Below are 26,272 nucleotides of genomic sequence, written 5' to 3'. Positions count from 1 at the left end.
TCTATACGGCAGGCGGGTGAACCACCGCGTATGGACATCACCCAGTATCTCGACGAACTCGAACCGGTCGGGATGGTGCTCATCGGACTCGTGCTGTTTATCATCCCGGAGCCTGCGACGTCGACACTCGGAATCGGCCTGATGGTGCTCGGTGGAGCATGGTGGTTCTACGAGTGGAACCGCTGAGATAACTCGGAGCAGCCCTCATGAATCACGACCGAATTCACGCCCAGGAACCGTCACACCACCGCGACCGCTGGACGGTCGGCACAATTGCCGAGCTAGCGGAGCGAGACGGCCACTGTGTCGTCACCGTCGAAAACGAGTCCGGCGAGCCAACTGAACTCGTCGTTACCATGGCCGTTCGCGACCTGTTTATCAGTCGGCTGGACATCGGCGACGACGAAGATCCGGTCGGCGAGCGCGTCTGGTTCCGGAAACGCGGCGGGCCGTAGCCAGCCGCTGACGCGTCCGGTCACCGTTCGACGGGACGCTACGACAGATCGACGATCCGGTCGGCCCAGCGCCGGAGCCGGTTGAGGGCGTCCCGCTCGGCCCGCGAGACCGGGTCGTCGACGCCCAGTTCGTCGCTGTCGAAGGCGTTGAGGACGGCGGCGTCCGCCCCGTCGCAGTACGCGGTGAGCCGGTCGACCGCAGCGGCCTCGTGCTGGAACGGAATCGTCGCGTCGTTGACGAACACTGCCCGCGGGTTGGCCGGGAGCGCATCCATCTGTCGCCTGGCACGCCGGGCGTTCTCCCGGGCGAGCGCGACCGCCCCGTCGGCCGTCTCGCTTTCGGCTCTGGGGGCGCTGGCGTCGATGCGGCCGACCCAGACCGACTCCGGCACGGTGGTGAATCGGTCGAGGCGACCGCCGAGGACGGTCCCGTCGCGTTGGAGTTCGGGCGCAAAATCGAGAACGACGACGCCGTCGGACCCCTCACGGTCGAGCCAGGTGTCGAGGGCGATGGCGGTCGTCCGCGTCTTGCCGACGTTCGACGGACCGACGACCAGCGTCGACCCCGAGAGCGGGACCTCGACGCCGGTCACGCGAGGAGTTCCTCCCGCAGGAACTTCCCGCCGAGGCCGGCCATGGCGAGGCCGAGCGCGACGGCGAAGGCCAGCACGAACCCGGACAGCGGACCGACGCCGCCGCCGAGCTGTTCGACGACGAAGTTCCCGGCGAGCCCGCCGGAGACCGCGAGCAGGGCCAGCCCGCCGACGTTGGCGAGCGTCGAGTTCGGTTCCGGGACCGCGTCGGAGTTGAGGAGATAGAGGACGACGGCGATTACGAAGGGCGTGCCGACGGTCCCGAGCGCGAGCACGAGGACGAGTTGGCCCAGCACGTTCCCGCCGATGAACGCCCCCGGCGCGGACAGCAGCGCAGCGGCGACCAGCAGTCCGCGGTAGCGGCTGTCCTCGATGGTGGTGCCCCAGCCGAGCTTGTCGGCCAGCAGGAACGGCGGGACGATGGTGTTGCCGCCGAGGGTCGACACGGCAGCGCCCCACAGACCGAGCAGGAACAGCCAGCGGGCGCTGTCGCCGACCAGCGGGCCCAGCGCCTGCGCAGCGCCGACCGTCGTGAGGTCGCCGGAGGTCAGCACGCTCGCGGTCACCAGGAAGATGGCGAGGCTGTAGACGCCGAAGGCCACGAACATCGACGCCCCCACATCGACCGTCGCGATGTCGTAGTCCTCGCGAGTCCAGCCCCGCGCCCGCATCGTGTAGGAGTGCATCGTGATGAGCGTGATGTGGACCGCACCGCCGAGGATGCCGGCCGCGACCAGCGCGCTCCCGGAGGGGACGGACGGTATCAGTCCGGTCACCGCCGCGCCGGCGTCGATGGGCACGACGAACAGACTGGCGACGAACGCGACAACAACAAGCAGGACGAGGACTTTCGCGCCCAGTTCCAGAAAGCGGTAGCCGCCGCCGGCCAGCCCCACGGCGAGCAGTAGCGCCCAGACGACGCCCCAGACCCGCGCATCGATACCGGTCACCGTCGCCGAGACCGTGGCGACGGTCTTCATAATGACCAACTGTGCCACGCCGGCGGCAAGTACTGCGTCGCCGACAAGCAGCCACGCCCACGTTTCACCGAGGTGGTCCTCGACGACGCCGACGATGCCCCGCTCGGTCAGCAGTCCCAGCCGCATGGCGAGATACTGGGCCAGCGCCCCCGCCCCGGCGGAGAGGACGACGACCCAGAGGAGGCTGTAGCCGAACGCGCCGCCCGCGGTGACGAGGCTGGCTATCGTCGCCGGACCAGCGGCAATTGCCCCCGCGATCCAAGACGGCCCCATCGCCTCGACGTAGTCACCAATCGTGCCCTTGCTCACGGCCGAATTATCGACGGTCTCGGTCGAACTCATACCTCCGGCTTGGGTGAGGCCACCTGAAAACTCTGCCGACATATCTTTCGGTGGTATTCTGCAGTAATCCGGTCGCTGTATGGCGATTATTCGAGACTGGTGTTAATCGAGAGACACACCGGCCGCTCGGCGGAGGCAATGTCGAAAGCGGGACCGGCCGGTCAGAGGTCGACGGCTCTGAGGTCCGATTCCAGTTCCTCGACGTGGTCGTTGTACGCGTCGACAAAATCCGCGAACTGTGGGGCATATTCGCGGATGTCGGCTGCCGAGGGGGGCTCGTACTGCGAGAGGAGATAGAGCCCGCTGCTCCCGCCGACCCGGAGATACGACGCCCCGTCGGTGTCCCACTTCAGTTCCCAGCGCGTGCCCCCGATGCGGCTGGTGAAGGTCCCGTAGTCGCCGCCCTCGTAGCGCTGGAGTTCCCGCGCGATCTGGTCACAGATTTCACGGATTCGCCCGAGGACACGGTCCCGCTCGGCCACGACGCCGTCGGTCGTTGCGATGTCCGGGAACTCTGTCGACACATCATCGAGTACGCCGTCGAGCGACGCGACGTAGTCGTTGAACCCCGCCACGAAGGCGTCGTAGTCTGCGAGCGCGTCAGCCAGCGGCTCCGGCTCCGGTGGCTGTTTGGTCGAGATGACGTACGTGTCCGAGCCCCGCGAGGGCGAGAATCGGAGATACTCCAGGTCGCCGCCCTCGTATTTTACGGTCCACTCGCCGCGGTCGGTCTCGATATCCGCCTGTCCGTAGTCGCCGCCCTCCAGCCGGGCGAGCTGGTAGGCGACCTGTCCGGCGTGGTCGCGGACCGCCGCGACCAGTTCGTCACGCTGCTGTGCAACGGCCGTTGCGTCGGCGGGGTCCGCCGGTGGCCACTCAGTCACAGTAGACGGGAGCGCGGGGACGGCAATAACAGGCTCGGTCGGCTACTCGGACTCCAGTAGCGCGTCGTCGCCGTGGCGTTCTCGGAGCCTCTCGAAGTACTCGCGTTGCTCGTCGATATTCGGCGTCGACTCGGCGTACACGTCGGCGAAGAGGTCCGTCGGGTCCGCGGCGTGGGCCTCGGCGTTGTCGATAATCTCGCCGAGGCGCTCGTCGATGGTGTCGTCCATCACGTCGAGTTTCCTGTCGTCCAGTAGACTGCAGTTCCGGAGAAACGCTTCCATGCGGTCCAGCGGGTCGCGTTCGCGCCACTGCTCGACCTCCGCCTCGTCCCGGTACACGTCCGGGTCGTCGGCGGTCGTGTGCGCACCGAAGCGGTACTGGACGGCTTCGACGAAGATGGGCTCCTGCTCCCCGCCGTCGGCTCCCACAGCCCGCTCTCTGGCGGCTTCGGTGACGGTGTAGGTCGCAAGGGGGTCCATGCCGTCGACCTGCACGCCGTCGAAGCCGTAGGCGTCGGCTTTCTGCGCGAGCGTCTCGCTGGCGGTCTGGCGCTCCCGCGGCACGGAGATGGCCCACTGGTTGTTGTTACAGAAGAACACCGTCGGCGTCTCGAACACGCCGGCGAAGTTCATCGCCTCGTGGAAGTCCCCCTCGCTGGTGGCCCCGTCGCCGAAGTGGACGACGCCCGCTCGCTCGTCGCCATTTTTTTTCGCCGCCCACGACCACCCGACGGCGTGGGGCAGATGCGCGCCGATGGAGATGTTCAGCGGGAACACGTTCACGTCGCCGAGAGCGGCGTTACCCGCTTCGTGACCCATCCAGTAGAGAACGTACTCCCAGGGGAGCCCACGGGCGACGAGCGCGCCGTGTTCCCGGTACTGGTAGAAGATGGTGTCCTCGTCGGCCAGCGCGTACGTCGACCCGACCTGTGCCCCCTCTTGGCCCGCCAGCGATGAGTAGGTGCCGAGCCGACCCTGTCGCTGGAGGCTTATCATCCGCTCGTCGAACCGGCGGGCAAAGCGCATATCGCGGTACATCGACACCAGTTCCTCATCAGACAGGTCCGGGATGAGGTCCGGGTCGACGATCTCACCCTCTGAATCGAGCGCCTGTATACGGTCGTCAGGCGCTCGGTTGAGAACGTCCTGTGTCATTTCGTATTCTACCCTCGGAGAGGACCGTCAAAAAGCTGTGTTCGGCTCTGGTCAGTCAAGCCACTCCAGCACGCACCGACAATCTGGCCCGAGTATTCATGCCATTTCCGCCCAACATAGCCATGATGCTCGGCAAAGAGGGTCCGGAGGCAGACAGTGAGAGGGGGACACTCTGGCGAGAACACCACCTGTCGCCTACGCATGCGGTGCTCTGGACAGTCATCCTCGTCGCAACAGTCGGTGACGTCCTCCTGACGATGACCGGCCTCACGGTCGGCCTGCAGGAGGGCAACGTCGTCGTCAGCACGATGCTTGCGGAGTTCGGGCTGGCGGGCCTCTGGGTCGTGAAGTTCGGGGCGATGCTGTGGCTGGTCGCCGGGTGGCGACTGCTCTCCGAGCGCAACGCGACGGTCTTTCTCGCCCTGTTCGCAGTAGTGACGCTCGCGGTCGTCGCCTACAACTCAATCGCCATCCTGCAGTACCGCGGGATAATAACGGCCGCTGCAGGTATTTGAACGTCTGAGACCTTAGAATTCAGGAACACCGAGATTAAGTACCACTGGGTGTGACCACGGAGTAATGGATAGGCGTTCCTTCCTGACAGCGGCCGGCGCGGCGGTGTCGGTTTCGTCGGCCGGCTGTGCCGGGCTGGGCGGCGGTGGCGAGGAATCGAGCACGGACGAGTCGACGGGCACCGGGACGAGCACCAGCGACGCCGGGAGTGCCGACGAGACGCTGGTCGTCGGGACGTACAGCGCGTTCGTCGACTCGCCGTCGACGAGTCCGGGTGCGTGGGTGAAACAGCGCTTCGAGGAGGAGTTCGACGCCCGCCTGATCTGGCAGACGCCGAGCAACGAGGTCAACCACTACATCGAACGCCGCAACGCCGGCGTCGACATCGAGGCCGACATGTACCTCGGACTGAACACGGACCACCTCGTCCGGGTCGACGAGAATCTCGATGACGGGCTGTTCGCCGAGGTCGGCGACGTTGCCGGGCAGGACGACATCAAGCCGGGGTTACAGTTCGACCCCAACGGGCGGGCGATTCCCTACGACACCGGCTACATCAGCCTGGTGTTCGACGGCACAGCCACTACGGCACCCGAGACGTTCGACGGTCTGCTGGCCGAGGAACACGCTGGCGACCTCATCACGCAAAACCCCGCCAGTTCCGCGACCGGGCGGGCGTTCTTGCTGCACACAATCAAGCAGTTCGGCCCGGACGGCTATCTGGACTACTGGAGCGACCTGCAGGACAACGACGTTCGGGTGCTTGGCTCCTGGAGTGACGCATACAGCGCGTGGTCGGGCGGCGAAGCGCCGATGGTCGTCTCCTACTCCACCGACCAAGTGTTTGCCGACCAGAACGACGCCAACCTGGCGAAACACCAGATTCGCTTCCTGAACGACCAGGGCTACGCCAACCCCGAGGGGATGGCGGTCTTCGAGGGCGCGGACACGCCCGACCTCGCCCGGGAGTTCATGGGCTTCCTGTTGCGGCCGGAGATTCAGGGCGAAATCGCCGTCCGGAACGTCCAGTTCCCGGCGACGGAATCCGCCGAACTCCCCGCGGACTACGCCGAGCTCGCACAGGAGCCCCCGGAGCCGGTCACCTTCGGCTACGACGAACTCAAGGGTTCCGTCTCGGGCTGGATCTCCGACTGGGAACGGCAGTTCGCCTCGAACTAACGACCACGGACTGTGGCCCGAGATTCCGACGGCGGCGGAGACGGCGAGGCTGGCGGCAGTGGCGACGGCGTTCGGCGCCGCGCTATCCGCGACAGCGTCGAACGCCGCGCCCTCGTCGCGCTCGCGGCGGGGACCGTCGCCCTGCTGCTCGGCATCTTCTACTACCCGGTGGCGACGGTGTTCGTCGACAGCGTCCTCGTCGACGGCCGCCTGACAGCGCGGGTGTTCGTCTCGATACTCCGGGACCCGTTCTACCTCGGCGAGCCGGCGCGGGTGCTCGCCGGCGAGCCAGTCGGAGCCGTCATCGAGAGCGTCCGCTCGCCGGGCCGACGGCTGGGCGTCATCGGCTTCACGGCGTACCAGGCGGCGCTGTCGACGGTCGCCAGCGTTGCACTCGGTCTTCCGGCGGCGTATCTGCTGGCCCGCTACGAGTTCCCCGGCCGGCGGACGCTCCGGTCGCTGACCATCCTCCCGTTCGTCCTCCCGTCCATCATGGTCGCCGTCGGCTTCGTCGCCACGTTCGGACAGCGGGGGACGCTCAACGCCGTTCTCGGCGCGCTCGGCCTCGGGCCGGTCAATCTCCTGTTCACGCTCGAAGCCGTCGTCGTCGCCCACGCGTTCTACAACGCGCCGCTGGTGGCACGGGTGACGACCGCCGCCTGGGAGTCCGTCGACGCCAGCGCGGTCGAGACGGCCCGGAGCCTCGGCGCGAGCCCGCTCCGTGCGTTCCGCGACGTGGTCGCCCCGCAACTGTACCCGTCGGTGCTGATGGGCGGGGCGCTTACCTTCGTGTTCACCTTCAGCACGTTTCCCATCGTCCTCGCGCTGGGCGGCTTCCAGCTGGCGACCGTCGAAGTGTTCGTCTATCGGCTCATCCGCGATCTGGAGTACGCCGAAGCGGCCGCCCTCGCGCTCATCGAACTCGGCATCTCGCTGGGCCTGCTGTACGCGTATCTCCAGTACGAAGCCAAGCATACCGTCCGGTCGCGGGGAATTCGGCCGCTGCCGCGCCGGCCGCTGGTCCCGCCGTCGCTCTCGCCCCGCGAACTGCTCCCCAGAGTCGGGCTCGCCGCCTACGCCGTCGTCGCGCTGGCGGTGTTCGTCGCGCCGATAGCGAGCATGGTGCTGGCCAGCCTCAGCGGGCCGGAGGGGCTGACGCTGTCGAACTACCGGTTCCTCGTCGAGCGGCAGACGACCGGCGCGTCGTTCCAGGTTCAGCCGTGGGACGCCGTTCGGAACTCGCTGCTGTTCGGGGTCGCCTCCCTCGCCGTCGCCCTGCCGATGGGCGTCGTCGTGGCCGTGTTGACGACGCGGGACTACCGCGGCCGAAAGGTCGTCGACGCCGTCGCGATGGCGCCGCTCGCCGTATCGGGCATCGTCGTCGGCCTCGGCCTGCTCCGGGGCCTCGTTTTCGGTTTCGAAATCGGCGGCACCCGTCTCGCCGTCGGTGGCGGTCTCGCTATCATCGCCGCCCACGCCGTCGCTGGCTACCCGTTCGTCGTTCGGACGGTCGCGCCCGGCCTCGAAAGCATCGACCACACGCTGGTCGAATCGGCCCGCGCGCTCGGCGCGCCGCGTGCCAGAGCGCTGCTGGACATCGAACTGCCGCTCGTGTGGCCAGCCGTTATCGCTGGGGCCGCCTTCGCGTTCGCTATCTCTATCGGGGAGTTCTCGGCGACGATTGTGCTTGCCTCGGGGACGAACCAGTTCACGATGCCAATCGCCATCGAGCGGTTCATCGGTCGCCGCCTCGGTCCCGCGACAGCGATGGGTGTCGTTTTGCTCGTGGTTACCAGCGCGAGCTTCCTGCTCATCGACCGGCTGGGAGGTGACGACGTTGGGTTCTAAGGGACCCCGATCAGACAGTGCTGCCGTGAACCGGACTGCCCCGCCGGCGGTCGAACTCGACGGCATCACCAGACGCTACGGCGAGACGACCGCCGTCTCCGACCTCTCGCTGTCGATTCAGGACGGCGAGTTCTTCACGCTGGTCGGTCCCTCCGGCTGTGGGAAAACGACGACACTCCGGCTTATCGCCGGGTTCGAAGACCCCACACAGGGCGAAGTCCGATTCGGCGGCACGTCAGCCACCGGCGTCCCGCCGGAGGACCGCGACGTGGGCGTCGTCTTCCAGAATTACGCGCTGTTCCCGCACATGACCGTCGGGGAGAACATCGCTTACGGACTCTCCTTCACCGACCCGCCGGGCGGCGGCAGCGACGAGGCCCGGGTGCGTGAGCTGCTTGAACTGGTGGACCTCGGCGGGATGGCTGACCGGGACCCCGACACGCTGTCCGGCGGTCAGCAACAGCGAGTAGCGATGGCCCGCGCACTGGCTCCCGGCCCCGACGTGCTCTTGCTCGATGAGCCGATGAGCGCCCTCGATGCGAAGCTCCGGGAACGGTTGCGTGTGCAGGTTCGCGAGATTCAGCAGGAGCTGGGTATTACGACGATTTATGTCACCCACGACCAGGAGGAGGCCCTGGCCGTGTCCGACCGCGTGGCAGTCATGCGCGACGGGACACCGGAACAGGTCGCGCCACCGCGGACCATCTACCGCGAGCCGGCGACTGAGTTCGTCGCCACCTTTGTCGGCGACAACAACGTTCTCAGTGGTGCGGTAACCACGGTGCGGTCGACCGATGATGTCGGCGATTCTGGTGCTGAGAGTGGCCAACCCATCGCGGACGTGACGGTCGACGGGACGACGCTTGCAGTTGCTCTGGAAGGTGACGGCGACCCGGCGACGGTCTCGTCCGGGGACCAACTCACGTTCTGCGTTCGGCCGGAGCGGCTTGCTGTCGACGCCGACCGAAACGCGCTGACGGCGACCGTCACGAGCGCGGAGTTCCTCGGGGAGACCACGCGTGTGCACCTCGACTGGAAGGGCCGAGAACTCCTGTTGCGAGCCGAAGACCCGCCGACCGGCACCGTGACTGTCGGTTTTGCCCCGACAGACACCCACATCGTCGACAGGCAGTCGTAAGCTACCAATCCACACGCCGGCACCGGAATGAAGTCTGTTTTAACCCACCTGTGGCTATCGCCGATATCAGTATGACACGCGGTGCCGTCGCAACTGTTCGAAACGGGCGTATCGGAGCGTCTCGACAGGGCTGGCGGGAAGCACCGGTTCCAGACCAGAGCCACGCCAGAGTCCTGCCGGATAGGCGCGACGGGGGGCGGTGATGGTCGAGTTCGAACCCCGGCTTTTCGACGATATCGACCCGTCTGAGCGCCCGTCGCTGGGTGCCGCGCTCGTGCCGATTGCGGGAATGATCGTGTTCCTCAGTGTGGGCCTCATTGCCTTCGACTTGGACCCACAGTTCCCGCTGTTCTGGGGGATTGCCTTCACCGGCCTGTTCGCACGGTATCACCTCGGGCTGACGTGGGAAGACCTGTACGACGGGATCGCCAGCAGCCTGCTCATGGGCATGCGTGTGATTCTCATCATGTTCACCGTGTACGCGCTCATCGCGTCGTGGATTCAGGCGGGCACGATTCCCAGTCTTATGTACTTCGGGCTGGAGTTGTTCACACCGACGGTGTTTCTCCCGGTGGCGGCTATCCTCTCCGCGATCATCTCCTTCGCCGTTGGCTCCTCGTGGACAACGGCCGGCACGCTCGGGGTAGCGCTCATCGGTATCGGGTCGGGGCTGGGCATTTCAGAACCGATGACCGCCGGCGCGATCCTCAGCGGGGCCTACACGGGGGACAAGCAGTCCCCGCTCTCGGATACGACGAATCTGGCCGCCGCAGTGACAGACACGGACCTGTACGAACACATCAACGCGATGCGGGCCGGCACGCTCGTCGCGTTCACGATTGCCGTCCTCCTGTACGCCGGCCTCGGACTGCGGGCCGCTGGGGCCATTCCCGCTAACCGCGTTGCGTCCATTCAGGCGGCCATCGAAAGCACGTACGTCGTCTCGCCGCTCGTGTTTCTGCCGATTGTTGTGACGTTTGGGCTTGCGTTGCGTGGGATCCCCGCCCTGCCGACGCTCGGAACAGGCGTCTTCGCGGGCGTCGGGACCGCGATGCTCGTGCAGGGAACCGGATTCGGCGCTGCCTGGTCGGCAGCACAGTCCGGGACAGCCCCGGAAACCGGCATGGAACTCGTGAACGGACTCTTAGAGAGCGGCGGGCTGACCGGCGGCGCATGGATTGTGACGATCGCGATCGCCGCGCTCGCGCTGGGCGGGTTGCTCGAACGGGCCGGTGTGCTGGCGGTCCTTTCCCACCATCTCGGCCGACTCTGCCACAGCGTTGCGAGCCTCACGGGCGTGACCGCTGTGTCCGCCGTCTCGATGAATATCCTCGCGGCGGAACAGTACGTGAGTATCGTGGTCCCGGGGATGACGCTCGGGAATCTGTACAACGAACAGGGACTCGATAGTCAGAACCTCTCCCGGGCCATCGAAGCGTCGGGCACGACGACGAGTGCGCTTATTCCGTGGAGCAGCGGCGGGCTGTTCATGGCCGGCACGCTCGGGGTCCCGACGCTTGAATACGCACCGTACTACTTCTTTGGCTTCCTCTCGCCGCTCGTACTGCTGTTCATGGGGGTCACCGGCTGGCAGATTGTCTCTGCGGACCGAGCTGACGCCGACGAGACGGCCATGCAGTCCGGTGGCACTGGGTCGGTGACGGCTGGCGAGGACTAACGGCCCTGACCACCGACAGTAAGGGCAGGCTTCGGCGGCTCCGCGTGCGCGTGCGCGCGAAGCCCTGATAAGTGCACAGCCCTTACACGACATGATGACACCACAGAAGCCATCCGCTGACGGCGAGCAGGCTGCCGACGGTCGGGCGAGCGACGCAGGCCCGGCAGTCGACTACGAGACGGTGTCGGTTCCAGTGCTGGTCATCGGCGCTGGCGCTGCCGGGGCGCGGGTTGCCATCGGACTTGCCGAGAACGGTGTCGAGCCGCTGGTCATCGGCAAGCGGGACCACGGCGACGCCCACACGACGTGGGCGGCCGGCGGTATCAACGCCTCGCTGGGGTCGCTGGACCCCGAAGACGACTGGACCATCCATGCGGCGGATACGCTGGACGAAGGGCATTTCATCAACGATCCGAAAGCGGTCGAGCTAACCGCCAAGCACATGCCCGACCGCATCCGGGAACTCGACGACTGGGGGATGCCGTTCGACCGCACCGAAGACGGCAAGATAAATCAGCGGTACTTCGGCGCGCAGTCGTTCCGGCGGACCTGCTTCGTCGGCGACCGCACGGGCGAGGCGATGCTGGACACGCTCGTCGACAGGGCCCAGTCGCTCGAAATTCCCTACCGCGACAACGTGATGGTTACGCGCCTGCTCTCGGACGGCGACCGCGTCTACGGCGCGGCCGGCTACGACATGGAGAGCGGCGAGTTCATTCTCTTCGAATCGAACCACGTCGTCCTGGCGGCGGGTGGCTCCTCCGCACTGTACAACCGCCACTCCTCGCGCGACGAGGAGAACAACGGCGACGGCCCGGCGCTGGCGCTCGACGCCGGTGCGTCGCTGATGGACATGGAGTTCGTCCAGTTCCACCCGACGGGGATGGTCGGCGACCGCTACGGCGAGGACTGGGACGGCCGACTCGTCACCGAAGCGGTCCGCGGCGAGGGCGGTCGGTTGCTCAACGCCAAGGGCGAGCGGTTCATGGAGGAGTACTCCCCGGACCAGATGGAACTCGACGCGCGGGACGTGGTGGCCCGCGCCATCGCACAGGAACTCCGCGAAGGCCGTGGAACGGAGAACGGCGGCGTCTATCTGGATATCTCCCATCGTGACGACGAGTACATCAAATCGCGGCTCCCGCGGATGTACGAGCGGTTCATGGACCTCGGCGTCGACATCACAGAGAAGCCAATGGAAGTCGCGCCAACAGCCCACTATTCGATGGGTGGCGTCGATATCGACTTCGAGACCGGGGAAACCGGCGTTGGTGGACTCTACGCTGTCGGTGAGACAGTCGCAGGCGTTCACGGTGCGAACCGCCTCGGCGGGAACTCACTTGCGGAGACGGTCGCCATCGGAGCGCTCGTCGGCGACCACGTCGCGGCGCAGGTAACAGATGACGACCGCGACGACGCCCTGCCGGACGGACAGCGTGCCGTCGCCGAGCGCGAGTTCCGGTCGCTGCGGGAACTGGCAGCCTCGGACGGCGATGAGACTCCCGAACAACTCCTCGCGGACCTCGGCGACTTGCTGTGGGAGCATGCCGGCATCCTCCGCACCGAGGACTCGCTGTCGGCCGGGCTGGAGAAACTTCGGGACCTGCGCGAGCGGACGGGGGACATCGGCGTCGACGGCGACCGAACCAGCCTGTCGTTCGAACTCGCTGTCGACCTTTCGTTCAGTCTCACGGTCGCTGAGGCGTTGCTGTTGAGCGCGCGCGAGCGCGACGAGTCACGCGGCGCACACTACCGCACCGACGCCTCCGACGTGGACCCCGACTGGCGGAGAAACATCCTCGTGAACCGCGGCGACACCGGGCTCGAACTGACGACTCGCGGCGTCGGCGAGCCGAGCGACGAAGTCAGCGAGGCAGTCGATGTCGGCTACGAACTCGACTACCACCACCTCGAATAGGCCGGTCCGTTACGCAGTCTGTTCGCGATTGTTTTGTTAATCCCGGTAGGCGCAGTGGAAGCCGGCGACCTGCTGGTAGAACGTCGGAATCACGTCTGTTCTAAGGTCCGCGTCAGGGTCGTCCGCGAACTCTTGACGCGTGAACTCGCGCGCGTCTTCGATGGCCGCGTCGACGTGCGGCGGAACTCCGGGTTCGTCAATCGTACCGATGTAGGCCCAAATGAACGCCGCCTCCAGCGTGTCGAAGAACTCCGGAGTCGGTTCGAACGTGGGTTCGCCGTCCGCCGCGATTCGGTTGTACGTCCGGCTGATGAGGACGCTGCCGTCCTTGAGGCCGTGATCGGCAAACGACTCCGTGGTCGTACACTCCTCGTCCTTGTCGTGGTCGCGTGCAGTATCGCTTGACATACGTTAACAGAGTGTCGGTAACTGAAAGTAATCAGCTGGAGTGTGTCCCGACACGGCACACTCCAGGTGGCTTTTTATGTCACCGAGATTCAAGACGGTCCCCGCCGACGCTCTATTCACTGTGGCACCGACTCGCCGGACCGTCCTCGCCAGCGGTGGTCCCGCACTCGGGAGTCTCACCGCCGTTTCAGGCTGTCTGGGTGCCGGCGACGCGGACGTGTCGTGTCCGCCCTCAGTCCCGACCGACGCGTCGCTGCGCATCGGCTTCGTCGGCGATGTCATGCTGGGCCGGAGCGTCGACGAACGCTGGCGCGATGCCCCCGACGGACCGACCGCCGTCTGGGGGTCGATGCTCGACCGGCTCCAGTCGCTCGATGGGCTGGTGGCGAACCTCGAATGCTGTCTCTCGGACCGTGGCGAACCGCGGCCCGGCCGTAGGTTCCACTTCCGAGCGAGCCCGGGATGGGCCGTACCCGCGCTAGACCGCGTCGGCGTCTCGTGTGTCGGACTGGCGAACAACCACCTGCTCGATTTCGGCCCGGCAGCGCTCGTGGACACGCCGACCCACCTCGCCGACGCTGGCATCGCCTCAGCCGGGGCTGGGGCCGGTAGAAAGACGGCATTCGAGCCAGCAACCGTCGAAATCGGCGGTCTCTCTGTCGCCGTCGTGGCCGTCACTGACCAGTCGCCCAGCTACGCCGCCGGACGGGACAGCCCCGGCACGGCCTACGCACCGCTTGACCCGAGCCACCCGCTGACTCGCCGCCGCGTCGGGAGCGCGCTGGCGGCGGCTCGCGACGCCGACCCGGACCTGCTCGTCGCCACTACCCACTGGGGACCAAACTGGGTGACAGAGCCAGCCGAAACACAGCAGGCGTTCGCCCGCTGGCTGATTGACAACGGGGCCGACGTGGTCCACGGCCACAGCGCCCACGTTATTCAGGGGATCGAGGTGTATCGCGGTCGCCCCATCATGTACGACACCGGCAACTTCGTCGACGACTACGCGGTCAAGGACGGCTATCGCAACGACCGGAGCTTCCTGTTCGAACTGCACATCGAGGCCGGGCAGGTGGCCGCGCTCGAACTCACGCCGGTCGAGAACGCGTACACGCAGGTCAGACGCGCCGACAGCGCGGTAGCGGCGTGGCTTCGTGAGACAGTACGAGAGCGCTCTCGGCCCTTCGGAACAGCTATCGACCGTGCCGGCCGTAGACTCCGGATTCCGCTGTCGTGTCCGGCATAACATCTGTTGTGTGTTTCCGACTTGGTGCGGGTTCGGCTGCTACCTATCAACAGCCACAACCGCGGCCATTATTTCGTCGACGAGCCGTGGGCTGTACGTCCAGAGGCCCCGGAACGGGCCATCATCCGTTTCTTCGGCGACAAGCGCACACTTGTTCTGGTTGTCACCGGCAGCGTCGAATGCCAGCAACCACACCTGTTCGAGGGCGGTGCCTGTGAGCGGATGGAAGGTAATGCCGCAACTCGGCGGCTCCCAGTCGTCCTATCCGTAGACGTGGATATCGAGGGTCGTGTCGCTGGCGAGCGTCTCATACCGGGCGCGCTGAGAGCGGAAGATCGACAGCGACTGGAAGCTCACTCGAAGGGTACCTTCCCCGACACGGTAGGCTCTGTCCTCGAACTCGTGGGACGTTTCAAGCAACTGTGCCGGCGTGAGCGATGACAGGAGCGTGTTCGCAAGCGCCGAGTAGAGAAGCTGTCTGCCCGGGTCACTGTCAGGCGGTCCGCTATCGCCGGAGCGGACCGTCAGCTTGCACAGAAATGCCTGCAGCGCGGTGAGGGGGATTGCCTCGGCGAACACGCCGTCCCGACGGATGACGGCAAACGCATCTTGCTGGCCGGTCAGGAGCCTCCGCCAAGTGGCGGTGAGACCCTGGCTTTCGAGACGCTCAACCACAGCGGTCGCTTCGGACGGGCCATACACAGTCACCGCTACGTCCGAGCGCTCGAACCGTCGAAGAAGCGTGCTGACTGTCATCGCCTCTCGTCAGTCTCCGCGGTCTGTCCCACCATCCAGATCGATTATCGTTGCAAGAACCTCGGTCGCTGAGGGCGGCAGCGACACCAGCGTCGCGGTCTGCTGGTCAGCATCGTAGCTAACAATGCCAGCGTCATCGAGAACCGAGAGGTGGCGGTGGTGGAGCGACGTGCGGGTATCGTCCCAGTTGCAGGCGTCGGTGGCTCGCCCACGCGCTTTCGTCCAGCCTATGACCACATCAGTGAGTTCCGCGAGCGAGGCCGAGTCGTGTTCGGTGAGGTAAGTGTATATCATCCGCCGGGGCTCGGCTGCCAGCGCCCGTAATAGCGTATCGAGTCGCTCGGACGTGAGTCCCGGCGTCTCCGCAGGCTGTTCGTGCTGATCCATGTCAAACAATTATCCACTCTCAGTATTAACGTCATTGGCCGCTGGGTAATCGCAGATGTGACGGAATCCATTTACGTGTCAGTGCCGTCTAAAACGTATGAACTACGAGTCCGCCCTACAGCGTGCGTATGACGTGCTACCAGACCAGCCCCGGGAAGCCGGTGAACGGCTCTCGATTCCGGACCCCGAAGGCCAAACTGACGGTGCGTTCACACGCCTGACAAACTTGGAGGCAGTCGCTGACGCCGTCTCGCGGGACGCCCAGCACCTCCACCGAGCCATCCAGCGCGAGTTCGGGACCAACGGCCAGTTCGACGGCGGCGAAGCCCGCTACAACGGTTCGTTCGACACTGCTGACTTCGAGGCCGCCATCGACGCGTACGTCGCCGAGTACGTCACCTGTTCCGAGTGTGGCCTGCCCGACACCGTCCTCAAGAACGAGGACGGCGTCGACATGCTTCGCTGTCAGGCCTGCGGTGCGTTCCGCCCGGTCGCCAAGGGCGCGAGTTCGAACACCCAGCAGGACCGACCGACGCTCGAAGAGGGCGAGACCTACGAGGTCAAAATCACCGGGACCGGCCGTGAAGGCGACGGCGTCGCAGAGAAAGGGAAGTACACCATCTTCGTCTCCGGCGCACGCGAAGGCCAGGTCGTCGACGCCTACATCGAGAGCATCAGCGGCACGCTGGCGTTCGGTCGCGTTCAGTAGACCGTTCACCGGACGGGAGACACCACAGAAAGCATTTATTTCGCCTGCTCAGTGCCGTAGTATGCTCGATAACCACGGCGAGGCGGGCCTGTACGCCGTCGCAGTACTAGCGCTCGCTCTTGGTGGCGTCCACACCCTCGGGGGACTGACACTCGTCTCCTCGCTCGGGTCGGCAGGGACACTCATCCGTGCGGGCAGTCAGGCCGTGCTGGGACTGCTCCTGATTCCAACCGGCGTCGCGCTCGCGCTCCGGAAACCCTGGAGCCGCTGGGTCGGCGTCGTCGCGTTCGGCGGTATCGCCGTCGTCCAGTTGCTCCCCCTCGTGACGGGCGCCACGTTCGCGATCCCACTCGCGGGCGTCCTCCTCGCTACCGGGTGTGCGCTGTACCTTCTGCTGGCGGGTGAAGCGTTCGAGACGGCTGACGACGCCCGGGCGCTGACCGAGGACACGAACCCCCACGAGTTCGTCCGGTGAAGCCCACTCAGTCGCCGTTCCAGAGATCCGTCGAGAGGTAGCGTTCGCCGGTATCCGGCAGGATGACGACGACTGTTTCCGCGGGGTTCTCGGTCGCGTACTCAGTCGCCGCGTGCAGCGCCGCGCCCGACGAGATACCGACCATGATGCCCTCTTCACTGGCGAGTCGTCGGGCCGCGTCGGTGGAGGCCGCCTTGCTCGCGGTCCGCACCTCGTCGATGAGGTCACGCCGGAGAACGTCCGGAACAAACCCGGGCCCGATGCCCTGGATGTCGTGGCTGTCCGGGTCATCTGCCGAGAGCAGTTGCGACTGTTCCGGCTCGACGGCGACCGAGGTGAGGTCCGTACCGACCTCCTCCTTGATGTACTCCGAGATGCCGGTGATCGTCCCGCCGGTCCCGACACCGGCGACGACGGCGTCCACGTCACCGCCCGTATCCGACCAGATCTCCGGCCCCGTCGTCTCGCGGTGGGCGCGCGGGTTCGCCTCGTTCTCAAACTGCCGGGCGCGGACGGTGCCAGGGGCGTCTGCGAGTTCGTTCGCCCGCTCGATAGCGCCGCTCATTCCGTCGTCGGCCGGCGTGAGTTCGAGGTCTGCGCCCAGCCCCGACAGCAACTGCCGGCGCTCCTCGCTCATCGACTCTGGCATCGTCAGCACGCAGTCGTACCCCCGTGCAGCGCAGACAGCGGCCAGTCCGATACCGGTGTTACCGCTGGTCGCCTCGACGACCGTCCCGTCGTCGGCGAGAGCCCCGGACTCCGCGGCCGCCTCGACCATGTACAGCGCGATGCGGTCCTTCACCGAGTAGGGGTTTGCCGCTTCGACCTTCCCGAGTAGGTTGTCTGCGAAGCCGTCGAGACAGACCAGCGGCGTATCGCCGATAAGGTCGGTCACGCTGGCCGCGACAGTGCCGTCGTCATCTCGCTGGGCGTACGACTGCATACATCGGGAGAAGGCCAGTGGCCCCCGTAACGGAGTACCCAGAATACTGTGGGTTGAAGACATTCACTCGATTCCGAGTCTCCAGAAGCTTATGTCGGCCCCGTCCGATGTGTCCAGTAATGCCCGAGATTACCGTCTCAGAAGGCCTGTACCGACAGCTATCCGCCGCGGAAAATCAGGTCGACGAAGAGACGCTCTGGAAAATGCTGCACCAGTTCAAGCGCCAGAACACGCCAAGCGAGTAACGCCGTCATCACCCGGCCGGTTCGATGAGTTCCGGCGAGTCGTTGGCCGGACTGTTGACCGCTGACGAAACCGGATAGGTCTGCATGGGGGCGTCGTACGGGTCAAGCAGTGCCGATACGTCACCGGCGCTACCCCGGAGCCACGTCGACTCCTCATCGGGGTCGAGGATGACGGCCATCCGGTGATGGAGGTCAGCGACGGCCTCGTTTGGCTCGGTTGTCACTATCGTGAACGACTCGACGAGATCGTCTTCGCCGCCCGAATCGTCGCCGCTTGCACCAAACTCACCTAGTCCGGCCTGGCGCTGTGGCGGCTCCCACCGCTCGTACAGCCCCGCCATCGCGAACAGGTCGTCGTCCGGCAGCGCCACGCGATACGGTTGCTTGCCGTCGCTCGTCTCGACCCACTCGTAGAATCCATCAGCGGGAACCAGACAGCGCCGGGACTCGTAGGCCTCAGCGAACGAGCGTTTTTTCGACAGGGTCTCGGCGCGGGCGTTGATGTGTCCATGGTCCGTTCGGCTGTCTGCCCAGTTCGGAATCAGTCCCCACTCTAGCCGCTGGATGGTGCTGGGCGACTCGCCGGTGATGACTGGCAGGTCCTGACTCGGAGCGGCGTTGTATCGCGGCTCGTAGTCGAAGGAAAACTCGGCGTCGAACCGCGTCTCAATTTCCTCGCGGGGAGAGAACAAACTGTAGCGGCCACACATGACCTGCTTTTGGCGTTCCCACTGGATAAATCCACTACTCGCTCATCCACTCGCTCGCCTGTGGCTCCGTCGGGTCGGTCCTGACCTCGACGAGCGTCGGCGCGTCCGTCTGCACCGCTTCGCGAACCGCCGTGTGGATTTCGGACGGCGTGTCGGCCTGCATGGCTTCCATCCCCATTCCGGCAGCGACAGTTCCGAAGTCAATCGGCGTCGTGTCCCATCCGTATGCCTGCTGGTCGAGGTCGTAGCTGCGCCCGGCCTCCTCGCTGATAATCGCGTAATCGTCGTTGTTGAGGACGACGACGGTGATCGGGAGGTCCTCTGCGACCGCAGTATGGAGTTCGTGTACGCACATCATGAGACCGCCATCACCAGTCAGCGCAACGACGGGCGTGTCCGGGTTCGCTAGCTGTGCTCCAATCGCCGACGGCAGTCCCGTCCCCATCGTCGCCCACGACCCGGGGTTGACGTAGCTGCGTGGCCCGTGCGCCTCAAACGTATTCAGCGCCCAGACGCGGAACCCCCCGGCATCGACGGCCGTGATAGCATCAGAAGGAAGTGCGTCTCGAAGGATTTGCAACACGTGGACGGAGGTCAACGGCGGTTCCGAATCCACGAGTGGGTCGATTCGACGTGCAGTGGCAGCACGGACAGCCTGTGCGCGTTCAGTGCCGTCCGCCTTCGAGGCGGGAGCGGTGTCAGCCGCCGCAATTTTGTCCTCAATCGCCGCCATCGTCTCTGCGGCATCCGCGAGAATACCGACGGTCGGATTATAGCCCGTTCCGAGGTCGTCAGCGTCCATGGTGACGTGAACGAGCGTCTCAGGCAGTTCGACGGACCACCCGCGTGTCCCGTGTGCGTCAAGGTCGGATCCGACGGCGAGCACGGCATCGGCGTCGGCGAGGCAGTCCAGTAGCTCTGGGCTCGCGCTTCCGGCCAACACGCCGGCGCTGAGGGCGTGGTCCTCGGGGAGCACGCCTTTACCCTTGTACGTCGTCACGACGGGTGCAGCAAGCCGCTCGGCGAGGCTTCGGAGCGCCGACGAGCCGTCCGCCACTCGCACACCGCCGCCGGCCAGAATAAGCGGCCGCTCGGCCGCGAGCAGGTGCTCGGCGGCTGTCGAAACTTCCTGTTCCGGAACGGTGCTTGCGGACGGAGCCGAAGGTGTGCCTGCACCAGCGAGCGGCACGTCCATCTGCAGATAATTCTTGGGGATTCCGACCCTGACTGGCCCCTTTGGGGGTGTTTGAGCGACCTGCACCGCCCGGTCAATCGTCGCCGCTGTCGTTTCGGGGTTTTTCAGCAGTATGTTCTCTTTAACGACGTTGTCGTAGGTGTCCGGTGGGGTTTCGTGAATCGCATCACCGCCCCGGAGCGTCGGCTCGGTTTCGATAGCGAAATGCACCAGTGGCGTGCAGTCGTTCAGCGCGTTTTTCAGGCCGTTCATCGCGTTCATATCGCCGGGGCCGGGGACGACGACAGTACTCGCTATCTCTCCGCTCGTCTCTGCATAGCCCCAGGCCTGGTGTGAGACCGCAGTTTCGTGTCGTGCCACGACAAAGCGGATATCGTCTCGCTTGCCGATGGCTTCGTTCAGCGGGAGGGACTGCTTTCCGGGGATTCCAAAGACGGTATCGATACCGTTCGCGACGAGACGGTCTACCACCGCCAGACTAACGCGCATACTGATTCCTCACGCGTACGTCAAGTCACGCTCATGACTTTAGTTCGCCGCCGGCCATGCTAGACCGCGTGGGGGTACCACAGCCACGAGGCGGGCAGAGACAACCGAGGGCTGCACGGCCCGCGAATTTAAATCCGACAGCGCCCAATTACGTGACAGATGACCACGGACCCCTCGTTCAGCATCCCCGCACACCCACAGCGGCGCTTTCCACACGGGAACGGGGTCGAATACGAGGGCGGGACGGAGTTCCGACTCATCCCGGAACAGGAGCGGGCAACGCCAGCCCTCGCCGAGACGGTCGCCAATATGCTTGAGGCTGGGCCCTACCGCTTCGGTGATTTCCACGACCTGCCGATGCCGCTGTGGCTGGTCCGCGACGAGGAGACGACCGATGTGTTCCGCGTCGCAGTCCGAGACGGGACGGTGCGACTGCACGTCCTGCCCACCACGGAGTCTGCCGGGCTACAGCGCTTCTTCGAGCGCCTGTGTGAAACCTGCACAGAGGGGTCGTGGACGGTGCAGCGACACGTCGACGGGCAGTAGCCGGACGGCCGAGAGAGTGCAGACCCAAAACCGTCTTACACACCTGCCTCCATGTGTTCGCCATGACCGTCTCTCGCGAAGTCGAGCTAGAGGGCCACATCATCGACTCCGGGATGATGCAGTCCTGTTTCGGCATCATCATGGACCTGGGCGGCTCTTTCTCCGTTCAGGAGTTCGATATCGGCCGTCACAAAGACGAGGAGTCATACGCCCGGATGCTCGTCGAGGCCGACGACGAAGACCAGCTCCAGTCGATTGTCCACGAACTCCACCAGCACGGCGTCAACCCCTCGGACCCGAAAGACGCCACGCTCGTCCCCGCGCCCGACGACCAGGTCGTCCCGCATGGCTTCTACTCGACGACGAACCACCCCACATACATCCGTCACGACGGCGAGTGGGTCGAAGTCGAGGACATGGAGATGGACTGCGCCGTCGTTGTCGAGGACGGCGACTCCACTCGGGCCTACACCAAGGTCCTCAACGCTATCGAAGAGGGCGATCTGGTCGTCACCGACGAAACCGGCATCAAGGTCCAGCCGCCGGAGCGGCCCCGTGACGCCGGTGGCGCGTTCGGCTTTATGCAGGGCGGGGTTTCGTCCGAGCGGCCCTCGGAGTCGACGATCCGAAAGATAGCCAACGCCATCCGCGAGACGAAAAAGGAGGGCGGCAAAGTGCTTGCCGTCTGTGGCCCGGCGCTCATCCACTCCGGCGCGCGAGAGGACCTCGCGCGGCTCGTCCGCGAGGGCTACGTCGACATGCTGTCTGCCGGCAACGGCTTCGCCGTCCACGACATCGAACGAGACATCTACGGCACGTCGCTCGGGATGGACACCGAGAGCTTGGACCACCCCCGCCACGGCCACAAGCACCACATCTACACCATCAGCGAGGTCATCCGCGAGGGCGGCATCGAGGCGGCCGTCGAGTCGGGGACCATCGAGTCCGGCGTCATGTACGAGTGCGTCGACAACGACCGCCCGTTCGTGCTGGCCGGGTCCATCCGCGACGACGGCCCGCTGCCCGACACCATCACCGACGCCGTCGAGGCCCAGAACGCCATCCGCGAGCAGGCCCACGAGGCCGACATGGTGCTGATGCTCTCGACGCTGTTGCACTCCGTCGCCGTCGGGAACTGCCTCCCGTCGACGACGCGGGTCGTCTGCGTCGACATCAACCCCGCGACGGTCACGCAACTCCTCGACCGCGGGTCCGCGCAGGCCGTCGGGATGGTGACGGACATCGGTACGTTCGTCCCGATTCTGGCCGAGCAGTTGCTCGACGAGGAGTAGCGCGACCACGAGCAGAGCGAGTGGTCGACTTTTTCGCCCACGTTTTTCAAGGAGCGGTCGCGGCCGGCGGGCGCGACCCGACGCCGAAAAAGGTGGATTGCGGATGTTCGTCCCGATTCTGGCCGAGCAGTTGCTCGACGAGGAGTAGCGCGACCACGAGCAGAGCGAGTGGTCGACTTTTTCGCCCACGTTTTTCAAGGAGCGGTCGCGGCCGGCGGGCGCGACCCGACGCCGAAAAAGGTGGATTGCGGATGTTCGTCCCGATTCTGGCCGAGCAGTTGCTCGGCGAGGACTAACGTAGCCGCGGCGTCCGCCGTTATCACGCGTCGGTTTCTCGCGAGATGCTTATTACTCCCCGTCCGATACTCCTTCTATGTCCTCTTTCGAGCGGCAGTTCACGCAGCTTTCTAGCGGTATCTCTGGCCTTGATTCGCTTCTCAGGGGTGGACTGGTCGAAGGGCGACTCTATCTCGTTATCGGGCCGCCCGGAACCGGTAAAACACTGCTGGGCACGCAGTTTCTCGAAGCAGGGCTTGAGGCCGGCGACGACGTGCTGTTCATCCACGCCGAGGAGTCGGCCACGGACCTGCTTGCCAACACCGCCGAACTCGGCATCGACATCAGCGAGGCGACGTTTCTCGACGTCGGCCCCGACTCGGAGTTCTTCGAGGAGGCCGAGTCGTACGACGTGGTCAAGCCGCGGGATGTCGAAGACGGCCACCTGATTTCCGACATCCGCGAGGCCATCGAGACGGTCGACCCGGACCGCGTTCTCATCGACCCGATAACGCACTTCCAGTACCTCGAACCGACCGAGTACCAGTTCCGCAAGCGCGTCATCTCCTTCGCACGCTTTCTGCAGGACAGGGAGACGACCGTGCTGGCGACCAAGACGCCAAGCAATCAGATGGACAGCCAGCTCAGGTCACTCAGCGACGGCATCATTTCGCTCAGCTACGGCGACGAGAAGGCAGGGCGGCGGATTCGACTGCGAAAACATCGCGGTATCGGCCAGCAGGACGGCTCACACGGGATGGAAATCCGCGAGTCCGGCGTCGAGGTCTACCCGGCGCTCGAACCGGAACAGCGGACGCGGTCGTTCGACCCAACGCAGTTTTCCGCCGGGATACCGGAACTGGACTCGCTGCTCGACGGCGGACTCGAACGCGGGACGGTGACGATTCTCAGCGGCCCCTCCGGCGTCGGCAAGTCGACGACGGCGACGGAGTTCCTCGCCTCCGCAGCGGCGGACGGGTCCCCGGCGCTCGCTTACCTGTTCGACGAATCAATCGACACGTTCACGCACCGCTGTGAGACGTTCGGGATGCCGCTCTCGCGATTGCGTGAGGAGGGAACACTGCTCGTCGAGGAGGTCGAGTCGCTGGCGCTGTCACCCGAGGAGTTCGCCAACCGCGTCAAGACCCAGGCCGAGGAGCGTGGAGCCGAACTCGTCGTAATCGACGGCATCGCGGGCTACAAGAACGCGATCAAGCACGGACATGACGACGTGGAACTGCGCCGGCGGCTCCACGCCCTGACACAGCATCTCACGCGCAGGAACACCGCAGTAATTCTGATCGACCAGCGCAGGGATGTGACGGGCCTGCGCGAACCGACGAGCGAGAACGTCAGCTACCTCGCTGACAACATCCTCTTTGAGAACTACATCGAGGTCGAGGGCGAACTCCAGCGCGTCGTCGGCGCGCTGAAAAAGCGCGTCGGCGGGTTCGAGGCGGTCCCGCGCCGCTTCGAGATAACCGCCGACGGCCTGCAGGTCGGTGACCCCGTCTCAGGGATGCACGGCGTGTTCGAGGGCGTTCCTGAACAGCACGGAGACAGCGACGGACGCTCGCCCACTCGCTAACTACTGATGGCTGACATCCAGTTACTACTAGCTGGCGACGGCAATCGGGAGGCACTCGCCTCCGTCGTCGCCGAACACCACACGCCGCTCACGGACGACGAATTCCAGGAGGCCGACCTCCACATTGTCGACGAGTCATCGTTTCCAAAGTACAGAGCGGCGATAGAGGCGTACAAACACCGGGCAGATCCGGTGTTCTGTCCCGTGATTCTGGTCCGCCGCGAGAGGTCCCGAGCAAGGGTTGACCTCCCAGACATCGACGCTGCCGAGCAGCCACTCGTCGTGAACGACATCGTGACAGCACCGATTGACACGCAGGCGCTCTTTCGAACCATCGTGAACCTCCTCGCGCGCCGCCGTCGCACTGAGGACCTCGTCGAGGACCTCAGAGAGCAGAACAACGAACTCCGGCGGTTCAGAAACGCCGTCGAACACGCGGGCCACGCGATTCTGATAACGAACACGAACGGTATTATCGAGTACGTTAATCCCGCGTTCGAGGAACTCACCGGGTTTAGCGCGGACGAGGCAATCGGCCGAACGCCGCGGATACTCAAATCCGGCGAACAGGGCGAACAGTTCTACGAACGGCTCTGGGACACGATCTGTCGCGGCGAGGTCTGGACGAGCGAGATCGTAAACGAGCGAAAGTCCGGCGAGCGGTTCATCATCAACCAGACCATCGCCCCGATTCAGGATGCGGATGGAACGATTCAGGGATTTGTCGGGATGCAGGACGAAATCACTGGTCGTCGGCTGCGCGAGCAACAACTCACCGTCTTTCATCGGATTCTCAGGCACAATCTCCGGAACAACGGCACGACGATCAGCGGGCGCGCAGATATCCTGTCAGAGTTAGTCGAGGACGACGACGCTCTTGGCCATCTTGAGACGATCAAAGCGAACGTACAGTCCCTGCTCGATATCAGCGAGAAAGCCCACCATGTTCAGGAACTGCTCGCGGACTCGCTGACCAACGATGTCGAACGGGAACTCGAAGACGTGCTCAGTGACATCACGGACGGGCTGGCCGCAGCGTACCCCGACGCCGAGTTCGTCGTCGAAAGCGGCTCCGAGCCGCCGACGATAGACGCAAAGGTCGTCCCGGCGTTGCAGGAACTCATCGAGAACGGTATCAAGCACTCGGACGCCTCGGCACCGCGGGTCGACGTCCGGACGGAGCGCAACGGCTCGACAGCAACGGTGACAATTGCGGACAACGGACCGGGGATCCCAGATCAAGAGCGGCGGGTCATCGAAGCCGCAGACGAAAAGCCGCTCGAACACGGGTCCGGGCTCGGACTGTGGTTCGCGTACTGGCTTATCAGCTACGTCGGTGGCGATATCGACATCCAGACCGATGGTGACGGGACCAGAATCGCCGTGACTATCCCCGTTCGGTGACCGCGGGCGTCAGATAGCGACCCATGCCAGCACAATGATAGCAGCCCCGACCGCCGTTGAGCCGACAGCGTGCGTCCGGAGTTCGTCGAGGAGGTCGTGGGAGTGGTCGTGGAGTTCACAGACTTCGTCAATTTCGCTGCCGGCTTCGCAGTTCGGAAGGAAATCCATCGCGACGTGGAGGAAGATGCCGGCGGCGAACCCGAAGATGACTGCGTTGAGGAGCGCAGACTCCGGAACCGGAAGCAGCGCGGACGGGATCGCCGTCAGACCGACGCCGGCCGCGGGAAGCAACAGTGCCGTGGCGGACTTGTCGCTACGTCCGAGTCGCCGGGCGGCGGCGTAGCCGGCCGGCCCTTTGTGCGAGACGATAGCAAGCCCGAGCAGGATACCCAGCTCCGGCATTGAGGCGTAGACCAGCCCGATGACCAGCCCGGCCGAAAGCGCGTGGGCCGCGATAGCCAGTGTCGTCATGTCGAAGGACGTTTCGACGTGGGTGAGCCGGTGACCGATGGTGTGGGTGCCGTAGCCGACGACCAGTCCGGCGGCGATACCGACGCCGCCGATTCGCGCAGCACCGGCTTGCCCGCCAAGCCCCATCGCCTGCGGGACCAGGAACATGGCTGCCGACGTGACCATTGCCCCGCTCGCGAGCCCGTAGCCCCAGACCAGTCGGTAGGGATTCGTTTCGTCGGCCCGCGCACCGAGCCACGCGCCCAATGCCATTGCAACGAACGCAACCCAGGAGATAACGAGTACTTTGCTCGCTCCGCCAGTGACTGCGACAGCCGACAGGATCAGCAGGCCGACGACGCTCGCGAGGCCAGTCGCGGACACACTGCCAGTGTTATTAAAAATCGGGTTTGAGTTAATAGACATTATCTACAATCACCGGCCTATTGCTAATAAACCCATCGATGGCG

28 protein-coding genes are annotated in these 26,272 nt (G+C 65.2%); 16 read left to right on the top strand and 12 right to left on the bottom strand.

Going from position 1 to position 26,272, the window contains the following annotated elements:
- Positions 1-30 precede the first annotated feature (30 nt).
- On the top strand, positions 31-186 hold the full coding sequence (locus DVK01_RS22215; RefSeq protein ID WP_170083780.1) for a hypothetical protein: 156 nt from the start codon (positions 31-33) through the stop codon (positions 184-186).
- Between the two features lie 20 nt (positions 187-206).
- Positions 207-455 carry a hypothetical protein gene (locus DVK01_RS10390; protein WP_121536587.1) on the top strand — a complete coding sequence of 83 codons (249 nt, stop codon included), beginning with the start codon at positions 207-209 and terminating at the stop codon, positions 453-455.
- A 38-nt stretch (positions 456-493) separates the two neighbouring features.
- Here the strand turns inward: DVK01_RS10390 and DVK01_RS10385 are convergent, their stop codons facing one another.
- The 4 genes from DVK01_RS10385 to pdhA all read right to left on the bottom strand — a co-directional run bounded on the left by DVK01_RS10385 (position 494) and on the right by pdhA (position 4,409).
- Positions 494-1,048: a hypothetical protein gene (locus DVK01_RS10385; protein ID WP_121536585.1), complete on the bottom strand. Its 555-nt coding sequence runs from the start codon at positions 1,046-1,048 to the stop codon at positions 494-496.
- The gene (locus tag DVK01_RS10380; RefSeq protein ID WP_121511002.1) at positions 1,045-2,370 is read right to left on the bottom strand and encodes a divalent metal cation transporter; all 1,326 of its coding nucleotides are present in this window, start codon (positions 2,368-2,370) and stop codon (positions 1,045-1,047) included. The genes DVK01_RS10385 and DVK01_RS10380 overlap by 4 nt, the downstream gene beginning before the upstream one ends.
- Positions 2,371-2,531: 161 nt before the next feature.
- Positions 2,532-3,254 (bottom strand): hypothetical protein, encoded by a 723-nt coding sequence (locus DVK01_RS10375; RefSeq protein WP_121536583.1) that lies wholly within the window; start codon positions 3,252-3,254, stop codon positions 2,532-2,534.
- Positions 3,255-3,296: 42 nt separating this feature from the next.
- Positions 3,297-4,409 (bottom strand): pyruvate dehydrogenase (acetyl-transferring) E1 component subunit alpha, encoded by a 1,113-nt coding sequence (gene pdhA / locus DVK01_RS10370; protein ID WP_121536581.1) that lies wholly within the window; start codon positions 4,407-4,409, stop codon positions 3,297-3,299.
- Positions 4,410-4,531: 122 nt separating this feature from the next.
- On the opposite strand from pdhA, the gene DVK01_RS10365 reads away from it, so the two are divergent.
- From DVK01_RS10365 to DVK01_RS10340, 6 genes are all read left to right on the top strand, one after another.
- On the top strand, positions 4,532-4,924 hold the full coding sequence (locus DVK01_RS10365) for a hypothetical protein (RefSeq protein ID WP_101349562.1): 393 nt from the start codon (positions 4,532-4,534) through the stop codon (positions 4,922-4,924).
- 64 nt (positions 4,925-4,988) lie between these two features.
- Positions 4,989-6,101 (top strand): thiamine ABC transporter substrate binding subunit, encoded by a 1,113-nt coding sequence (locus DVK01_RS10360; RefSeq protein ID WP_101349561.1) that lies wholly within the window; start codon positions 4,989-4,991, stop codon positions 6,099-6,101.
- A gap of 12 nt (positions 6,102-6,113) precedes the next feature.
- Positions 6,114-7,949, top strand: coding sequence for an iron ABC transporter permease (locus DVK01_RS10355; RefSeq protein WP_121536579.1), 1,836 nt, complete (start codon positions 6,114-6,116; stop codon positions 7,947-7,949).
- 25 nt (positions 7,950-7,974) lie between these two features.
- Positions 7,975-9,087, top strand: coding sequence for an ABC transporter ATP-binding protein (locus DVK01_RS10350; RefSeq protein ID WP_121536577.1), 1,113 nt, complete (start codon positions 7,975-7,977; stop codon positions 9,085-9,087).
- Between the two features lie 202 nt (positions 9,088-9,289).
- Positions 9,290-10,765: a Na+/H+ antiporter NhaC gene (gene nhaC, locus DVK01_RS10345; RefSeq protein ID WP_121536575.1), complete on the top strand. Its 1,476-nt coding sequence runs from the start codon at positions 9,290-9,292 to the stop codon at positions 10,763-10,765.
- A 94-nt stretch (positions 10,766-10,859) separates the two neighbouring features.
- Complete coding sequence (locus DVK01_RS10340; protein ID WP_101349557.1) at positions 10,860-12,683, top strand: L-aspartate oxidase; 1,824 nt, start codon at positions 10,860-10,862, stop codon at positions 12,681-12,683.
- Between the two features lie 36 nt (positions 12,684-12,719).
- Here the strand turns inward: DVK01_RS10340 and DVK01_RS10335 are convergent, their stop codons facing one another.
- The gene (locus DVK01_RS10335) at positions 12,720-13,091 is read right to left on the bottom strand and encodes a hypothetical protein (protein ID WP_101349556.1); all 372 of its coding nucleotides are present in this window, start codon (positions 13,089-13,091) and stop codon (positions 12,720-12,722) included.
- Between the two features lie 121 nt (positions 13,092-13,212).
- Between DVK01_RS10335 and DVK01_RS10330 the strand changes: the two genes are divergently transcribed.
- A complete protein-coding gene (locus DVK01_RS10330; protein WP_121536843.1) occupies positions 13,213-14,337 on the top strand; it encodes a CapA family protein in 1,125 nt (374 codons plus the stop codon).
- Between the two features lie 261 nt (positions 14,338-14,598).
- Here DVK01_RS10330 and DVK01_RS10325 read toward each other — a convergent pair whose 3' ends face one another.
- Together DVK01_RS10325 and DVK01_RS10320 are read right to left on the bottom strand one after the other, a co-directional pair.
- The gene (locus tag DVK01_RS10325; protein ID WP_233562759.1) at positions 14,599-15,093 is read right to left on the bottom strand and encodes a DICT sensory domain-containing protein; all 495 of its coding nucleotides are present in this window, start codon (positions 15,091-15,093) and stop codon (positions 14,599-14,601) included.
- A 9-nt stretch (positions 15,094-15,102) separates the two neighbouring features.
- Complete coding sequence (locus DVK01_RS10320) at positions 15,103-15,480, bottom strand: transcriptional regulator (RefSeq protein ID WP_101349554.1); 378 nt, start codon at positions 15,478-15,480, stop codon at positions 15,103-15,105.
- Between the two features lie 97 nt (positions 15,481-15,577).
- On the opposite strand from DVK01_RS10320, the gene DVK01_RS10315 reads away from it, so the two are divergent.
- Together DVK01_RS10315 and DVK01_RS10310 are read left to right on the top strand one after the other, a co-directional pair.
- On the top strand, positions 15,578-16,189 hold the full coding sequence (locus DVK01_RS10315; protein WP_053968592.1) for a translation initiation factor IF-2 subunit beta: 612 nt from the start codon (positions 15,578-15,580) through the stop codon (positions 16,187-16,189).
- A 61-nt stretch (positions 16,190-16,250) separates the two neighbouring features.
- Positions 16,251-16,664 (top strand): hypothetical protein, encoded by a 414-nt coding sequence (locus tag DVK01_RS10310; RefSeq protein ID WP_121536573.1) that lies wholly within the window; start codon positions 16,251-16,253, stop codon positions 16,662-16,664.
- 7 nt (positions 16,665-16,671) lie between these two features.
- On the opposite strand, the gene cysK is transcribed toward DVK01_RS10310, so the two are convergent.
- Entirely contained in the window at positions 16,672-17,607 is a 936-nt protein-coding gene (gene cysK, locus DVK01_RS10305) for a cysteine synthase A (protein WP_121536571.1), read from the bottom strand.
- A gap of 119 nt (positions 17,608-17,726) precedes the next feature.
- Here cysK and DVK01_RS22835 point away from each other — a divergent pair, with 119 nt between their 5' ends.
- Positions 17,727-17,852 (top strand): hypothetical protein, encoded by a 126-nt coding sequence (locus DVK01_RS22835; RefSeq protein ID WP_255410214.1) that lies wholly within the window; start codon positions 17,727-17,729, stop codon positions 17,850-17,852.
- A gap of 8 nt (positions 17,853-17,860) precedes the next feature.
- On the opposite strand, the gene DVK01_RS10300 is transcribed toward DVK01_RS22835, so the two are convergent.
- Complete coding sequence (locus DVK01_RS10300; RefSeq protein ID WP_101349551.1) at positions 17,861-18,562, bottom strand: SOS response-associated peptidase; 702 nt, start codon at positions 18,560-18,562, stop codon at positions 17,861-17,863.
- Between the two features lie 34 nt (positions 18,563-18,596).
- Positions 18,597-20,246 (bottom strand): thiamine pyrophosphate-binding protein, encoded by a 1,650-nt coding sequence (locus DVK01_RS10295; protein ID WP_101349550.1) that lies wholly within the window; start codon positions 20,244-20,246, stop codon positions 18,597-18,599.
- A 159-nt stretch (positions 20,247-20,405) separates the two neighbouring features.
- Between DVK01_RS10295 and DVK01_RS10290 the strand changes: the two genes are divergently transcribed.
- Together DVK01_RS10290 and DVK01_RS10285 are read left to right on the top strand one after the other, a co-directional pair.
- Positions 20,406-20,792 (top strand): hypothetical protein, encoded by a 387-nt coding sequence (locus tag DVK01_RS10290; RefSeq protein WP_101349549.1) that lies wholly within the window; start codon positions 20,406-20,408, stop codon positions 20,790-20,792.
- A gap of 62 nt (positions 20,793-20,854) precedes the next feature.
- Positions 20,855-22,084: a TIGR00300 family protein gene (locus DVK01_RS10285; RefSeq protein ID WP_101349548.1), complete on the top strand. Its 1,230-nt coding sequence runs from the start codon at positions 20,855-20,857 to the stop codon at positions 22,082-22,084.
- Between the two features lie 194 nt (positions 22,085-22,278).
- On the opposite strand, the gene DVK01_RS22830 is transcribed toward DVK01_RS10285, so the two are convergent.
- On the bottom strand, positions 22,279-22,407 hold the full coding sequence (locus tag DVK01_RS22830) for a hypothetical protein (RefSeq protein ID WP_255410213.1): 129 nt from the start codon (positions 22,405-22,407) through the stop codon (positions 22,279-22,281).
- A gap of 50 nt (positions 22,408-22,457) precedes the next feature.
- Here DVK01_RS22830 and DVK01_RS10280 point away from each other — a divergent pair, with 50 nt between their 5' ends.
- Both DVK01_RS10280 and DVK01_RS10275 read left to right on the top strand, forming a co-directional pair.
- Positions 22,458-23,948 (top strand): ATPase domain-containing protein, encoded by a 1,491-nt coding sequence (locus DVK01_RS10280; protein WP_121536569.1) that lies wholly within the window; start codon positions 22,458-22,460, stop codon positions 23,946-23,948.
- Between the two features lie 6 nt (positions 23,949-23,954).
- Entirely contained in the window at positions 23,955-25,352 is a 1,398-nt protein-coding gene (locus tag DVK01_RS10275) for a PAS domain S-box protein (protein ID WP_101349546.1), read from the top strand.
- A 9-nt stretch (positions 25,353-25,361) separates the two neighbouring features.
- On the opposite strand, the gene DVK01_RS10270 is transcribed toward DVK01_RS10275, so the two are convergent.
- Complete coding sequence (locus tag DVK01_RS10270; RefSeq protein WP_121536567.1) at positions 25,362-26,228, bottom strand: ZIP family metal transporter; 867 nt, start codon at positions 26,226-26,228, stop codon at positions 25,362-25,364.
- Positions 26,229-26,272: the final 44 nt, after the last annotated feature.

The sequence above is a fragment of the Haloarcula sp. Atlit-120R genome, assembly GCF_003665885.1.
GTDB lineage: Archaea > Halobacteriota > Halobacteria > Halobacteriales > Haloarculaceae > Haloarcula > Haloarcula taiwanensis.
Note: the sequence above shows the minus strand (reverse complement) of the source record. Positions and strands in the feature narration are given on the sequence as shown.

Coding starts and splice junctions, on each gene's coding strand:
- DVK01_RS22215 (WP_170083780.1), top strand. CDS start 31: ATGGACATCACCCAGTATCTCGACGAACTCGAACCGGTCGGGATGGTG.
- DVK01_RS10390 (WP_121536587.1), top strand. CDS start 207: ATGAATCACGACCGAATTCACGCCCAGGAACCGTCACACCACCGCGAC.
- DVK01_RS10380 (WP_121511002.1), bottom strand. CDS start 2,370: ATGAGTTCGACCGAGACCGTCGATAATTCGGCCGTGAGCAAGGGCACG.
- pdhA (WP_121536581.1), bottom strand. CDS start 4,409: ATGACACAGGACGTTCTCAACCGAGCGCCTGACGACCGTATACAGGCG.
- DVK01_RS10365 (WP_101349562.1), top strand. CDS start 4,532: ATGATGCTCGGCAAAGAGGGTCCGGAGGCAGACAGTGAGAGGGGGACA.
- DVK01_RS10360 (WP_101349561.1), top strand. CDS start 4,989: ATGGATAGGCGTTCCTTCCTGACAGCGGCCGGCGCGGCGGTGTCGGTT.
- nhaC (WP_121536575.1), top strand. CDS start 9,290: ATGGTCGAGTTCGAACCCCGGCTTTTCGACGATATCGACCCGTCTGAG.
- DVK01_RS10340 (WP_101349557.1), top strand. CDS start 10,860: ATGACACCACAGAAGCCATCCGCTGACGGCGAGCAGGCTGCCGACGGT.
- DVK01_RS10335 (WP_101349556.1), bottom strand. CDS start 13,091: ATGTCAAGCGATACTGCACGCGACCACGACAAGGACGAGGAGTGTACG.
- DVK01_RS10325 (WP_233562759.1), bottom strand. CDS start 15,093: ATGACAGTCAGCACGCTTCTTCGACGGTTCGAGCGCTCGGACGTAGCG.
- DVK01_RS10320 (WP_101349554.1), bottom strand. CDS start 15,480: ATGGATCAGCACGAACAGCCTGCGGAGACGCCGGGACTCACGTCCGAG.
- DVK01_RS10315 (WP_053968592.1), top strand. CDS start 15,578: ATGAACTACGAGTCCGCCCTACAGCGTGCGTATGACGTGCTACCAGAC.
- DVK01_RS10310 (WP_121536573.1), top strand. CDS start 16,251: ATGCTCGATAACCACGGCGAGGCGGGCCTGTACGCCGTCGCAGTACTA.
- cysK (WP_121536571.1), bottom strand. CDS start 17,607: ATGCAGTCGTACGCCCAGCGAGATGACGACGGCACTGTCGCGGCCAGC.
- DVK01_RS22835 (WP_255410214.1), top strand. CDS start 17,727: ATGCCCGAGATTACCGTCTCAGAAGGCCTGTACCGACAGCTATCCGCC.
- DVK01_RS10300 (WP_101349551.1), bottom strand. CDS start 18,562: ATGTGTGGCCGCTACAGTTTGTTCTCTCCCCGCGAGGAAATTGAGACG.
- DVK01_RS10295 (WP_101349550.1), bottom strand. CDS start 20,246: ATGCGCGTTAGTCTGGCGGTGGTAGACCGTCTCGTCGCGAACGGTATC.
- DVK01_RS10290 (WP_101349549.1), top strand. CDS start 20,406: ATGACCACGGACCCCTCGTTCAGCATCCCCGCACACCCACAGCGGCGC.
- DVK01_RS10285 (WP_101349548.1), top strand. CDS start 20,855: ATGACCGTCTCTCGCGAAGTCGAGCTAGAGGGCCACATCATCGACTCC.
- DVK01_RS10280 (WP_121536569.1), top strand. CDS start 22,458: ATGTCCTCTTTCGAGCGGCAGTTCACGCAGCTTTCTAGCGGTATCTCT.
- DVK01_RS10275 (WP_101349546.1), top strand. CDS start 23,955: ATGGCTGACATCCAGTTACTACTAGCTGGCGACGGCAATCGGGAGGCA.
- DVK01_RS10270 (WP_121536567.1), bottom strand. CDS start 26,228: ATGTCTATTAACTCAAACCCGATTTTTAATAACACTGGCAGTGTGTCC.